This is a genomic window from Klebsiella sp. AqSCr, from assembly GCF_008452795.1.
GTDB classification, from domain to species: domain Bacteria; phylum Pseudomonadota; class Gammaproteobacteria; order Enterobacterales; family Enterobacteriaceae; genus Klebsiella; species Klebsiella pneumoniae.
Genome location: NZ_MJDM01000005.1, coordinates 2,694,564 through 2,708,395, shown reverse-complemented (window position 1 = coordinate 2,708,395; position 13,832 = coordinate 2,694,564). Strand labels below are relative to the sequence as shown.

The window sequence follows — 13,832 nt, the reverse complement described above, 5'->3', positions numbered from 1 at the left end:
CGACTTTAGCTGCATTTTGTAAGGTGAGGGATAATCCAGTTGGAAACTGGCCAGGCACAAACAGCACACACCTCGCAGGAATACGTTATGAAAAATGTTGGTTTTATCGGCTGGCGCGGAATGGTCGGCTCTGTCCTCATGCAACGCATGGTTGAAGAGCGCGATTTCGACGCCATTCGCCCGGTGTTCTTCTCTACCTCCCAGCTGGGACAGCCAGCGCCGTCATTCGGCGGTAGCACCGGTGGCACGCTGCAGGATGCGTTCGATCTGGACGCGCTGAAGGCGCTGGACATTATTGTCACGTGCCAGGGCGGCGATTACACCAACGAGATTTACCCGAAGCTGCGCGCAAGCGGCTGGCAGGGTTACTGGATTGACGCGGCTTCTTCGCTGCGCATGAAGGACGATGCGATCATTATCCTCGACCCGGTTAACCAGGATGTGATCACCGCCGGCCTGAACAACGGCGTGAAAACCTTTGTCGGCGGCAACTGCACCGTCAGCCTGATGCTGATGTCCCTCGGCGGCCTGTTTGCTCAGGATCTGGTGGAGTGGGTCAGCGTGGCGACGTACCAGGCGGCTTCCGGCGGCGGCGCGCGTCATATGCGCGAGCTGCTGAGCCAGATGGGGCAGCTGCATAATCATGTGGCCGCGGAGCTGGCGGACCCGGCTTCCGCCATCCTGGATATTGAGCGCAAAGTGACGTCGCTGACCCGCAGCGGCGAGCTGCCGGTCGATAACTTTGGCGTACCGCTGGCGGGCAGCCTGATCCCGTGGATCGACAAACAGCTGGATAACGGTCAGAGCCGCGAAGAGTGGAAAGGCCAGGCGGAGACCAACAAGATCCTCGCCACCTCGTCCGTTATCCCGGTAGACGGCCTCTGCGTTCGCGTTGGCGCGCTGCGCTGCCACAGCCAGGCGTTTACCATCAAGCTGAAGAAAGATGTTTCTATCCCGACCGTTGAGGAGCTGCTGGCCGCGCACAACCCGTGGGCCAAAGTGGTACCGAACGATCGTGAGATTACCATGCGCGAGCTGACCCCGGCCGCGGTGACGGGCACCCTGACCACCCCGGTAGGACGCCTGCGTAAACTGAATATGGGGCCGGAGTATCTATCGGCCTTTACCGTTGGCGACCAGCTGCTGTGGGGCGCCGCGGAGCCGCTGCGCCGGATGCTTCGCCAGCTGGCGTAAGCCCAGGATGAACAGAAAGGGGGTCTTCGAGCCCCCTTTTTTTTTGCGTAATACAAGGAGTAAACGCGGATGTTAGATTTTTCCCCACGGAGGTAACTCAGCCTTGGCTATGCTTTAAGTAAGGAATTCCTTACCTGAAGGTGGGACGGAGCAGGAGGATGCTGAGAGCACTGCGCCGTTCAGGTCAAAAAAAGTCGCCAGTTACAGGAATGAGCGACACTTACAACAGGATGAAAGCATGTCTAATCATATTGATAGAGACGTGATTAATGCGCTAATCGCCGGTCATTTCGCGGATCCCTTTTCCGTGCTCGGCATGCACCGTACTGACGCCGGGCTGGAAGTGCGCGCATTATTACCCGATGCCACCGACGTGTGGGTTATTGAACCGAAAACCGGACGCAAAGTCGGCAAGCTCGAATGTCTCGACTCGCGTGGTTTCTTCAGCGGCGTCCTGCCGCGGCGTAAAAACGCTTTTCGCTATCAGCTGGCCGTCACCTGGCACGGGCAGCAGAATCTGATCGATGACCCTTATCGCTTTGGTCCGCTGTTGCAGGACCTTGACGTCTGGCTGCTGTCGGAAGGGACCCACCTGCGCCCTTACGAAACGCTGGGCGCGCACGCTGCCACCATGGACGGCGTCACCGGTACCCGTTTCTCGGTGTGGGCGCCGAACGCCCGCCGCGTATCGGTGGTGGGGCAGTTTAACTACTGGGATGGCCGTCGCCACCCGATGCGATTCCGCAAAGAGTCCGGGATCTGGGAGCTGTTCGTTCCCGGCGCGCACAATGGCCAGCTGTATAAATTCGAACTGATTGACGCCCACGGCAATCTGCGGGTCAAAGCCGACCCTTACGCCTTTGAGTCGCAAATGCGTCCGGAAAGCGCCTCGCTTATCTGCGACCTGCCGCCCAAAGTGGAACAGCCAGCGGACCGCAGAGCGGCGAACCAGTTTGATGCCCCGATCTCTATCTATGAAGTGCATCTCGGCTCCTGGCGCCGTCATACCGATAATAATTTCTGGCTGAGCTACCGCGAGCTGGCCGACCAGTTGGTGCCCTATGCGAAATGGATGGGCTTCACCCATCTCGAACTATTGCCGGTTAACGAGCACCCGTTCGACGGCAGCTGGGGCTATCAACCCACCGGGCTCTATGCGCCGACCCGCCGCTTCGGCACCCGCGACGATTTCCGTTACTTTATCAATGCCGCGCACGCCGCCGGGCTGAACGTCATTCTTGACTGGGTGCCCGGCCACTTCCCGGCGGATGATTTTGCCCTTGCCTCGTTTGACGGCACTTCGCTGTATGAGCACAGCGATCCGCGCGAGGGGTATCACCAGGACTGGAATACCCTGATCTACAACTACGGACGTCGGGAAGTCAGCAACTACCTGGTGGGTAACGCGCTGTACTGGATCGAACGCTTCGGCATCGATGCGCTGCGGGTCGACGCGGTGGCCTCGATGATCTATCGCGATTACAGCCGCAAGGCGGGAGAGTGGATCCCTAACGAATACGGCGGGCGGGAGAATCTGGAAGCCATTGAGTTTCTGCGCAACACCAACCGCATCCTTGGCGAACAGACGCCGGGCGCGGTCACCATGGCGGAAGAGTCCACCGATTTTGCCGGGGTGACCCGTCCGCCAGCCGGCGGCGGCCTCGGTTTCTGGTTCAAATGGAACCTCGGCTGGATGCACGACACCCTGGATTACATGAAGCTCGATCCGGTGCATCGCCGCTACCATCATGACAAAATGACCTTCGGCATGCTCTACAACTACACCGAGAATTTTGTGCTGCCGCTCTCCCACGATGAAGTGGTGCACGGCAAAAAATCGATTCTCGACCGCATGCCGGGCGATGCCTGGCAGAAGTTCGCCAACCTGCGCGCCTACTACGGCTGGCTGTTCGCCTTCCCGGGGAAAAAGCTGCTGTTTATGGGCAATGAGTTCGCTCAGGGCCGCGAGTGGAACCATGACGTTAGCCTCGACTGGCATCTGCTGGAGGGCGGCGACAACTGGCACCACGGCGTCCAGCGGCTGGTGCGCGACCTGAACCATACCTACCGTCATCATAAAGCGCTACACGAGCTGGATTTTGACCCCTACGGCTTCGAATGGCTGGTGGTCGACGACCATGAGCGCTCGGTGTTTGTCTTTGTACGCCGTGACCGGGCGGGCAACGAGATTATCGTCGCCAGCAACTTCACGCCGGTGCCGCGCCACGACTACCGCTTCGGCATTAACCAGCCGGGCCGCTGGCGCGAGGCGCTAAATACCGACTCCATGCACTATCACGGCAGCAATCAGGGCAATGGCGGCGTGGTGGAAAGCGACGCTATCGCCAGCCATGGCCGCGAACATTCGCTGTCGCTGACCCTGCCCCCGCTGGCGACGATCTGGCTGGTCCGGGAGGCGCAATGACCTCACTCGCGGCAGGCAAACCTGCGCCATTGGGCGCCAGCTATGACGGCAAGGGGGTGAATTTCGCCCTCTTCTCCGCCCATGCGGAGCGGGTGGAGCTGTGCGTATTCGACGAGCAGGGCAACGAGCAACGCTTCGATCTCCCGGCGCGCAGCGGCGACATCTGGCACGGCTGGCTGGCCGCCGCCGGGCCGGGCCTGCGCTACGGCTATCGGGTACATGGTCCCTGGGATCCGGCGCAGGGGCACCGCTTTAACCCGGCCAAGCTGTTGATCGATCCCAGCGCCCACCGGGTCGAGGGCGATCTGCCTGACGATGAGCGCCTGCACGGCGGCATGTGGCAGCCCGATCGTCGCGACAGCGCCGCGGTCGCGCCAAAATCGCAGGTGGTGGATCTGCGCTATGACTGGCGTGGCGATAAACCGCCGCGTACCTCATGGGGGGAAACGGTGATTTATGAAGCGCACGTGAAAGGGCTCACCTTGCTTAATCCGCAGCTACCGGAAGCCATTCGCGGAACCTATAAAGCGCTGGGCCACCCGGCGATGATCGCTTACTTCAAATCGCTGGGCATCAGCGCCCTTGAGCTGTTGCCGGTGGCGCAGTTCGCCAGCGAGCCGCGACTGCAGCGGATGGGGTTAAGCAACTACTGGGGCTACAACCCGTTGGCGTGGTTCGCGCTGGATCCGCGCTACGCCAGCGACCCGGATCGCGCCCTGGATGAGTTTCGCGATGCGGTTAAGGCGCTGCACGCCGCCGGTATCGAAGTGATTCTGGATATCGTGCTCAACCATAGTGCGGAAATCGATCTCGAAGGGCCCACCGTCTCCCTGCGCGGAATCGACAACCGTAGCTATTATTGGGTAAGGGAGGATGGCGATTATCACAACTGGACCGGGTGCGGTAATACGCTCAATCTTAGCCACCCCGGCGTGGTGGAGTGGGCGCGCCAGTGTTTGCGCTTTTGGGTGGATGAGTGCCATGTCGACGGCTTTCGCTTCGACCTCGCCTCAGTGATGGGGCGGACGCCGGAATTCCGCCAGGATGCGCCGCTGTTCGAGGCTATCCGCCGCGACAGCGTGCTGTCGCAGGTGAAACTGATTGCGGAACCTTGGGATATCGGCCCGGGCGGCTATCAGGTGGGTAATTTCCCACCGCTGTTCGCTGAATGGAATGACCATTTTCGCGATAGCGCCCGACGCTTCTGGCTACAGCAAAATGTCTCCCTGGGGGATTTTGCCCAACGTTTCGCGGCCTCCAGCGATCTCTTTGCCCGCGATGGCAAGCCGCCATCGGCGACGGTCAACCTGGTGACGGCCCACGATGGCTTCACGCTGCGCGACTGCGTTTGTTTCAATCAGAAACACAATGAGGCAAACGGGGAGGAGAATCGCGATGGGACTAACAATAACTACAGCAACAATCATGGTATAGAAGGATTAGAAGCGAATTTTGCGGTGATTGAACGGCGGCGCGCCAGCGCGCATGCGCTGCTGACGACGCTGCTGCTGGCTCAGGGGACGCCAATGCTGCTGGCGGGCGATGAACAGGGCCACAGCCAGCACGGTAACAATAATGCTTACTGCCAGGACAACGCCCTGACGTGGCTGGACTGGCGCCAGGCGAACCCGGGATTAACCGCCTTTACCGCGGCGCTGATCCACCTGCGGCGTCGTATTCCGGCGCTCACCCGCAACCGCTGGTGGCAGGAGGGGGATGGCAACGTCCGCTGGCTTAATCGCAACGCCCAGCCCCTGACTGCCGCGGAGTGGCAGCAGGGGGCCGCGTGTATGCAGATCCAGTTGTCGGATCGCTGGCTGCTCACGCTGAACGCCACCGCAGAGGTGGTCGATATGGTTTTACCCGAGGGGGAATGGCGCGCCGTTCCTCCATTCGCCGGAGAGGATAATCCGGTCATCATGGCTGTCTGGCATGGGCCCGCGCACGGAGTGTGCGTATTTCAAAGGTCGTAAGCCCTGAAGCTTTCGGTTGGACCCGTGGCGGCGGCGCGGCGGGATGAGCTGGAAAGCGGGGGTGTAAAAAGGAGTTAATCATGGTTAGGCTTGAAAAAAACGATCCGCTGATGCTGGCGCGTCAATTACCCATCAAATCCGTGGCGTTGATCCTCGCGGGCGGGCGTGGCACCCGGCTGAAGGATCTCACCATTAAGCGTGCGAAACCTGCCGTTCACTTTGGCGGCAAGTTCCGTATTATCGATTTCGCATTATCTAACTGCATTAACTCAGGGATCCGCCGCATCGGCGTTATTACCCAGTATCAGTCGCACACGCTGGTGCAGCACATCCAGCGCGGCTGGTCGTTCTTCAGCGAAGAGATGAACGAGTTTGTCGATCTGCTGCCGGCTCAGCAGCGCGTGCATGGCGAAAATTGGTATCGCGGCACGGCGGATGCGGTGACGCAGAACCTGGATATCATCAGCCGCTACAAGGCCGAGTACGTGGTGATCCTCGCGGGCGACCATATTTATAAGCAGGACTACTCGCGCATGCTGATCGACCATGTCGAAAAAGGGGCGCGTTGCACCGTGGCCTGCATGCCGGTGCCCATTGAAGAGGCATCCGCCTTCGGCGTCATGGCGGTCGACGAAAACGAAAAAATCATTGAGTTTGTCGAGAAACCCGCCAACCCGCCGGCGATGCCGACCGACCCGACCAAATCGCTGGCCAGCATGGGCATTTATGTCTTTGACGCCGCCTATCTTTATGAGCTGCTGGAAGAAGACGATCGCAACGAGAACTCCAGCCACGATTTCGGTAAAGACATCATTCCGAAGATCACCGAAGCTGGCATGGCTTATGCACATCCTTTCCCGCTCTCCTGCGTGCAGTCCGACCCGAACGCCGAACCTTACTGGCGCGACGTGGGGACGCTGGAAGCCTACTGGAAGGCTAACCTCGATCTGGCGTCAGTCACGCCGGAGCTGGATATGTACGACCAGAACTGGCCGATCCGCACCCATATGGAATCGCTGCCGCCGGCGAAGTTCGTGCAGGACCGCTCCGGTAGCCACGGCATGACCCTGAACTCGCTGGTTTCCGGGGGGTGCATTATCTCCGGGTCGGTGGTGGTGCAGTCGGTGCTGTTCCCGCGCGTGCGGGTGAATTCGTTCTGTAACATTGATTCGGCAGTCTTGTTGCCAGATGTCTGGGTGGGGCGCTCATGCCGCCTGCGTCGCTGCGTGATTGACCGCGCCTGTGTTATCCCGGAAGGAATGGTGATTGGTGAGAATGCGGAAGAGGATGCACGCCGCTTCTATCGCTCAGAGGAAGGTATCGTGCTGGTGACCCGCGACATGCTGCGGAAATTAGGGCACAAACAGGAGCGCTAATGCAGGTCTTACATGTATGTTCTGAGATGTTCCCGCTGTTAAAGACGGGCGGTCTGGCGGACGTCATCGGCGCACTGCCGGCGGCGCAAATCGCGGAGGGTATCGATACGCGCGTGCTGTTGCCGGCGTTTCCCGATATCCGTCGCGGCGTGGTGGATGCCCAGGTGGTGACCCGCCGGGATACCTTCGCCGGGCGGATCACGCTGCTGTACGGCCACTTTAACGGCGTGGGGATCTACCTGATAGACGCCCCGCATCTCTATGACCGTCCGGGGAGCCCTTACCACGATACCAACCAGCACGCTTATCCCGACAACGTCCTGCGCTTTGCGCTGCTGGGCTGGGTGGGAAGTGAAATGGCCAGCGGACTGGATCCGTTCTGGCGCCCGGATGTGGTGCATGCCCATGACTGGCACGCCGGCCTGACGCCGGCCTACCTGGCGGCGCGCGGACGCCCGGCTAAATCGGTGTTTACCGTGCACAACCTGGCGTACCAGGGGATGTTTTACTCCTGGCATATGAATGACATTGAGCTGCCGTGGTCGTTCTATAACATGCATGGCCTCGAGTTTAACGGGCAGATCTCGTTTCTCAAGGCCGGCCTCTACTACGCCGACCATATTACGGCGGTGAGCCCGACCTACGCGCGCGAGATCACCGAGCCGCAGTACGCCTACGGCATGGAGGGGCTGCTGCGCCAGCGCCATCATGAAGGTCGGCTGTCGGGAATTCTCAACGGCGTTGACGACGGTATCTGGAGCCCGCAAAACGATCTGCTGCTGCCGATGCGCTACGATCGCGACACGCTGGAGGAGAAGGCGGAGAACAAGCGTCAGCTGCAGATTGCCATGGGCCTGAAGGTCGATGATAAAGCGCCGTTGTTTGCCGTCGTCAGCCGTCTTACCAGCCAGAAAGGGCTGGACCTGGTGCTTGAAGCGCTGCCGGGTCTGCTTGAGCAGGGCGGCCAGCTGGCGCTACTGGGCGCCGGCGATCCGGTGCTGCAGGAAGGTTTCCTCGCCGCCGCCGCCGAACACCCGGGCAAAGTGGGTGTGCAGATTGGCTACCATGAGGCCTTCTCCCACCGCATTATGGGCGGCGCCGACGTCATTCTGGTCCCGAGCCGCTTTGAACCCTGCGGCCTGACCCAGCTGTATGGTCTGAAGTACGGGACGCTGCCGCTGGTGCGCCGCACCGGCGGTCTGGCGGACACCGTCGCTGACAGTTCGCTGGAGAATCTGGCCGATGGTCTGGCGACAGGGTTTGTCTTTGAGGACAGCAATGCGCTGTCATTGCTGCGCGCTATCCGTCGCGCCTTTGTCCTCTGGTCGCGCCCGTCGCTCTGGCGCTACGTGCAGCGTCAGGCGATGAATATGGATTTTAGCTGGCAGGTTGCCGCGAACTCCTATCGCGAACTTTATCAACGCTTGATGTAACCACTGGAGTCATTGTTATGAATGTACCCTTTAGCTATGCATCACCGACGCTGAGCGTTGAGGCGTTAAAGCATTCTATTGCCTATAAACTGATGTTTATCATCGGTAAAGATCCGGCCATCGCCAACAAGCATGAATGGCTTAACGCCACGCTGTTTGCCGTTCGCGATCGCATGGTGGAGCGCTGGCTGCGCTCCAACCGCGCGCAGCTCTCCCAGGAAGTGCGCCAGGTGTACTATCTGTCGATGGAGTTTCTGATCGGCCGCACCCTCTCGAATGCGCTGCTGTCGCTGGGCATTTATGACGATGTGAGCAGCGCGCTGGCGGAGATGGGGCTCGATCTCGAAGAGCTGATCGATGAAGAGAATGACCCCGGGCTTGGCAACGGCGGTCTGGGCCGCCTGGCGGCTTGCTTCCTTGACTCCCTGGCGGCGCTGGGTCTGCCGGGACGCGGTTACGGCATCCGCTACGACTACGGGATGTTTAAACAGAATATTGTCGATGGCCGGCAAAAAGAGTCTCCTGACTACTGGCTGGAGTACGGTAACCCGTGGGAGTTTGAGCGCCACAACACCCGCTATAAAGTGCGCTTCGGCGGCCGCATTCAGCAGGAAGGAAAGAAAACCCGCTGGATTGAGACGGAGGAGATCATTGCGGAAGCCTACGACCAGATCATCCCCGGCTTTGACACCGACGCCACCAACACGCTGCGTCTGTGGAGCGCGCAGGCCAGTAGCGAAATTAACCTCGGTAAATTCAACCAGGGCGACTACTTCGCCGCGGTAGAGGATAAAAACCACTCCGAAAACGTCTCCCGCGTGCTCTATCCGGACGACTCGACCTACTCCGGCCGCGAGCTGCGCCTGCGCCAGGAGTATTTCCTCGTGTCGGCCACGGTGCAGGATATCCTGAGTCGCCATTACATGTTGCATAAAACCTATGACAACCTGGCGGACAAGATTGCCATTCACCTGAATGACACCCACCCGGTGCTGTCGATACCGGAGCTGATGCGTCTGCTTATTGACGAACATAAGTTCAGCTGGGACGAGGCGTTCGAGGTGACCTGCCAGGTCTTCTCCTATACCAACCACACCCTGATGAGCGAAGCGCTCGAGACCTGGCCGGTGGATATGCTGGGTAAAATTCTGCCGCGCCATCTGCAGATTATCTTCGAGATTAACGACTATTTCCTCAAGACCTTGCAGGAGCAGTATCCGAACGATACCGACCTCCTCAGCCGCACCTCGATTATCGACGAGTCTAACGGCCGCCGTGTGCGGATGGCCTGGCTGGCGGTAGTGGTCAGCCACAAGGTCAACGGGGTGTCCGAGCTGCATTCCCGACTGATGGTGGAGTCACTGTTTGCCGAATTCGCCAAAATCTTCCCAATGCGCTTTATCAACGTGACCAACGGTGTGACGCCGCGCCGCTGGCTGGCGCTGGCCAACCCGCCGCTGTCGAAAGTGCTGGATGAGCATATCGGCCGCACCTGGCGGACCGATCTGAGTCAGCTTGATGAGCTGAAACAGCATATCGACTACCCGATGGTCAATCAGGCGGTGCGTCAGGCCAAGTTTGAGAACAAACAGCGGCTGGCCAGCTATATTGCTCAACAGCTCAATGTGGTGGTCAATCCGAAGGCGCTGTTTGATGTGCAGATCAAACGTATCCATGAATACAAACGCCAGCTAATGAATGTGCTGCACGTCATCACCCGCTATAACCGGATCAAGGCCGATCCGCAGGCCGAGTGGGTACCGCGGGTGAATATTTTCGCCGGTAAGGCGGCCTCGGCCTACTACATGGCCAAGCACATTATTCACCTGATCAACGATGTGGCGGCGGTGATTAATAACGATCCGCAGATTGGCGACAAGCTGAAGGTCGTCTTTATCCCCAACTACAGCGTTAGTCTGGCGCAGCTGATCATTCCGGCGGCAGACCTGTCGGAACAGATCTCCCTCGCAGGCACTGAAGCTTCCGGCACCAGTAATATGAAGTTTGCCCTTAACGGCGCGCTGACTATCGGCACCCTTGATGGGGCAAACGTGGAGATGCAGGAGCACGTGGGCGAAGAGAATATCTTTATCTTCGGCAACACCGCGGAAGAGGTGGAGGAGCTACGTCGCAGCGGCTATAAACCACGCGAATATTACGAGCAGGATGAAGAGCTCCACCAGGCGCTGACGCAGATCGGTACCGGCGTCTTCAGCCCGGCAGAACCGGGGCGCTACCGCGACCTGCTGGATTCGCTGATTAACTTTGGCGACCACTACCAGGTTCTGGCGGACTATCGTAGCTATGTGGACTGCCAGGATCGCGTCGACGAGCTGTATCAAAACCCGGAAGAGTGGGCCTATAAGGCGATGTTGAATATTGCCAACATGGGCTACTTCTCTTCTGACCGGACGATCCAGGAGTACGCGAAATATATCTGGCATATCGACCCGGTAAGGCTGTAAGCCAGTCAATGCAACACCACACAACACAACGGGGCCATTTGGCCCCGTTGTGTTGTGTGGCGAACGTTTTATTCGGAAAAGTGCCGGGGAGGATTCAGGCTATTGCGGGAATATACTATTGACGTGAATTCGCCAGCAGTACGATAAATGCTCAATAAGTTTACGTTCATAGCCTATGTGGGATGTAGAAACGACGGATACGTTTGATACCTGGTTCGAATTACAAAGTAGAGCTTTAAAAGAGGATATGTTGGCCACGATGCTCATCCTGTCTGAGTTTGCTCCGCAGCTTGGGCGCCCGTATGTTGATACGGTGAAAGATTCAACGTTTCAGAATATGAAAGAACTGCGGGTTCAGCATCATGGGCTCCCCATCCGCGCCTTTTTTGCTTTTGATCCTCTGCGGAAAGCTATCGTTTTATGTGCGGGCGATAAGGATGGCATGAATGAGAAACGTTTTTACAAAGAGATGATTACTCTGGCTGACAGAGAATTCAGCCAACACCTGACTAAGGAGCGATAATGGCCACGCTAAAAGAACTCATGGCGAAACAGAGTCCTGATAGCCAGCAGCGTATTGCAGCGAAAGCGGCAGAGATACGCCAGTCTGTCGCTTTAAACTTGCTTCGAGAAGAGTTGCAAATGTCGCAAACAGAGATGGCTGCGGCTATGGGGGTAAAGCAGCCAACGATCGCTAAAATGGAACAGGCAGATAACGACCCTCGGCTTTCGACCCTAAAACGCTACATTGCGGCATTGGGGGGAGAACTCAGTATAAATGTCACATTGCCGACTGGAAAAAAAGTCTCGTTTAATTTGTGAACAGGTATCCGGGCCAAGCGCAAGCCATAGCCCGGGTATTTCTCTCCTGGCGCCACGCGATGTCAGGACGCTAACGACAGTTCAGACTTTCCCGCATGCTGCGCCAGCCATTCGCTGATGCGCGCCTGCTGCTCGGCAGTCAGCCACATACCCTGTTTGGTTCGACGCCAGATGGCGTCATCCAGGCTGCGCACCCACTCGTGCTCAACCAGATATTTCAGCTCGGCTTCATAAAACTCGTGGCCGAAATCTTCCCCGAGATCGCTCAGGGCGCTGGCTTCCTTCAGGATCCACTCGCTGTTGCTCCCGTAGGTGCGGGCATAATGGCGGGCCAGTGATTCACTGATGAACGGGAAGCGACGGCGCAGTTTTGCCGCGTAGTCGTCGCGGTCGCCGCCGATATCGCCGCCGGGGAGCACCGCGGTTTTGGTCCATGCCGGGCCGATCCCTTTGTAATAGGGGGTCAGTTTTTCCAGTGCATGCTCGGCCAGTTTGCGATAGGTGGTCAGCTTGCCGCCGAAGACGGACAGCAGCGGCGCCTGACCGTTCTCATCGTGAATATCCAGGGTATAGTCGCGGGTAATGGCCTGCGGCGAATCCGACTCGTCGTCGCACAGCGGACGGACGCCGGAGTAGGTCCAGACGATATCGTCCCGGCTGAGGGTCTTTTTAAAGTGCGCGTTATAGACGTTCAGCAGATAGTTGATCTCTTTATCATCAATGGCCACCGCTTTCGGATCGCCCTTATACTCGACGTCCGTCGTGCCGATGATAGAGAACTCATCCATCCACGGAATAACAAACACTATGCGTTTATCTTCGTTCTGCAGAATATAAGCCTGTTTCCGGGTATGCACCCGCGGCACCACGATGTGGCTGCCCTTGATCAGACGGATGCCGTAAGGCGAGCGCAGATGCATCCCTTCGTCGAAGAACTGTTTGACCCATGGGCCGGTGGCATTGACCAGGCCGCGCGCCTTCCAGGTAAACTTCTCACCGCTATCAATATCTTCCGCTTCCACCACCCACAGGCCATTCTCACGTTTCGCCGAGATAGCGCGGGTGCGGGTACGCACTTCGCCGCCTTTGCGGACGACCATCTGCGCGTTGGCCAGCACCAGGCGGGCATCGTCGACCCAGCAGTCGGAATATTCGAAACCGCGCACAATTTCCGGTTTAAGTACCGATTCTGCGCCAAAACGCAACCCGGTGGATCCCGGGAGGCTGGTGCGTTTGCCCAGATGATCGTACATAAACAAGCCGATACGGATCATCCATGCCGGGCGCAGATGCGGGCGATGCGGTAGGCGAAAGCGCATCGGGAAGGCGATATGCGGGGCCATTTTTAACAGCACTTCACGCTCGGCCAGCGCTTCGCTGACCAGACGGAACTCATAGTGTTCGAGGTAGCGTAGCCCGCCGTGGATCAGTTTGGAACTGGCGCTGGAGGTGGCGCAGGCGAGATCGCGCGCTTCCAGCATCAGTACGGATAAACCACGCCCGGCGGCATCTGCCGCGATACCGGCACCGTTGATGCCTCCGCCTATCACAATCAGATCTTTGGTTTCCACGTTCTTACCCTCTCACACTTTCGTTTAAGCTCATAAATGCTCGATATCGCTCACTATAGCAAACAAACGCGCTTTTGGTAACATCAAAAAAACATTTTGAAGTGATGGGTGTAACATATTGGCGTTTCTTTACCGCCTGACGGTACACTACAGGGTAAAATTGGGTCGGCCATCGCCCGTCATGACGAGAAAGAGAAGAGAATCATGGAACAGTTTGAATGCATCAATGTTGAAGAAGCGCACCAGAAACTGCATCAGCAGACGGCGGTACTGGTCGATATCCGCGATCCGCAAAGCTATGCGATGGGTCATACGCCGGGCGCGTTTCATCTGACCAACGATACGCTGGGCGCGTTTATGCGTGACAACGACTTTGACACGGCGGTGATGGTGATGTGCTATCACGGCAACAGCAGCAAGGGCGCCGCGCAATATCTGCTGCAGCAGGGGTTTGATAAGGTCTATAGCGTTGACGGCGGGTTCGACGCCTGGCATCGCCATTTCCCGGCGGAAGTGGCGCGCGGGACGTTTTAACGACTGGCAGGTATACTATCCCCCTTTGTGTGGAATAAG

10 protein-coding genes are annotated in these 13,832 nt (G+C 58.3%); 9 read left to right on the top strand and 1 reads right to left on the bottom strand.

Annotation, left to right across the window (positions count from 1 at the left end; all coding sequences use genetic code 11):
• The first annotated feature begins 87 nt into the window (after positions 1-87).
• The 8 genes from asd to BHE81_RS17335 all read left to right on the top strand — a co-directional run bounded on the left by asd (position 88) and on the right by BHE81_RS17335 (position 11,688).
• Positions 88-1,194 (top strand): aspartate-semialdehyde dehydrogenase, encoded by a 1,107-nt coding sequence (asd, locus tag BHE81_RS17370; protein WP_002920570.1) that lies wholly within the window; start codon positions 88-90, stop codon positions 1,192-1,194.
• Positions 1,195-1,432: 238 nt separating this feature from the next.
• A complete protein-coding gene (gene glgB / locus BHE81_RS17365; RefSeq protein ID WP_004150069.1) occupies positions 1,433-3,619 on the top strand; it encodes a 1,4-alpha-glucan branching enzyme in 2,187 nt (728 codons plus the stop codon).
• Positions 3,616-5,592, top strand: a complete 1,977-nt coding sequence (gene glgX / locus BHE81_RS17360) for a glycogen debranching protein GlgX (protein ID WP_023342583.1) — start codon at positions 3,616-3,618, stop codon at positions 5,590-5,592. The genes glgB and glgX overlap by 4 nt, the downstream gene beginning before the upstream one ends.
• A gap of 80 nt (positions 5,593-5,672) precedes the next feature.
• Positions 5,673-6,968: a glucose-1-phosphate adenylyltransferase gene (gene glgC / locus BHE81_RS17355; RefSeq protein ID WP_002920566.1), complete on the top strand. Its 1,296-nt coding sequence runs from the start codon at positions 5,673-5,675 to the stop codon at positions 6,966-6,968.
• Positions 6,968-8,401, top strand: coding sequence for a glycogen synthase GlgA (gene glgA / locus BHE81_RS17350; protein WP_002920564.1), 1,434 nt, complete (start codon positions 6,968-6,970; stop codon positions 8,399-8,401). Before glgC ends, glgA begins: the two co-directional genes overlap by 1 nt.
• Before the next feature lie 17 nt (positions 8,402-8,418).
• Complete coding sequence (gene glgP, locus BHE81_RS17345) at positions 8,419-10,866, top strand: glycogen phosphorylase (RefSeq protein ID WP_002920561.1); 2,448 nt, start codon at positions 8,419-8,421, stop codon at positions 10,864-10,866.
• Positions 10,867-11,041: 175 nt separating this feature from the next.
• On the top strand, positions 11,042-11,389 hold the full coding sequence (locus BHE81_RS17340) for a type II toxin-antitoxin system RelE/ParE family toxin (protein ID WP_016529833.1): 348 nt from the start codon (positions 11,042-11,044) through the stop codon (positions 11,387-11,389).
• On the top strand, positions 11,389-11,688 hold the full coding sequence (locus BHE81_RS17335; RefSeq protein ID WP_002920557.1) for a helix-turn-helix domain-containing protein: 300 nt from the start codon (positions 11,389-11,391) through the stop codon (positions 11,686-11,688). The genes BHE81_RS17340 and BHE81_RS17335 overlap by 1 nt, the downstream gene beginning before the upstream one ends.
• Positions 11,689-11,750: 62 nt before the next feature.
• On the opposite strand, the gene glpD is transcribed toward BHE81_RS17335, so the two are convergent.
• Positions 11,751-13,259, bottom strand: a complete 1,509-nt coding sequence (gene glpD, locus BHE81_RS17330) for a glycerol-3-phosphate dehydrogenase (protein ID WP_023301456.1) — start codon at positions 13,257-13,259, stop codon at positions 11,751-11,753.
• Positions 13,260-13,463: 204 nt separating this feature from the next.
• Between glpD and glpE the strand changes: the two genes are divergently transcribed.
• Positions 13,464-13,793 carry a thiosulfate sulfurtransferase GlpE gene (gene glpE / locus BHE81_RS17325; RefSeq protein ID WP_002920552.1) on the top strand — a complete coding sequence of 110 codons (330 nt, stop codon included), beginning with the start codon at positions 13,464-13,466 and terminating at the stop codon, positions 13,791-13,793.
• Positions 13,794-13,832 lie beyond the last annotated feature (39 nt).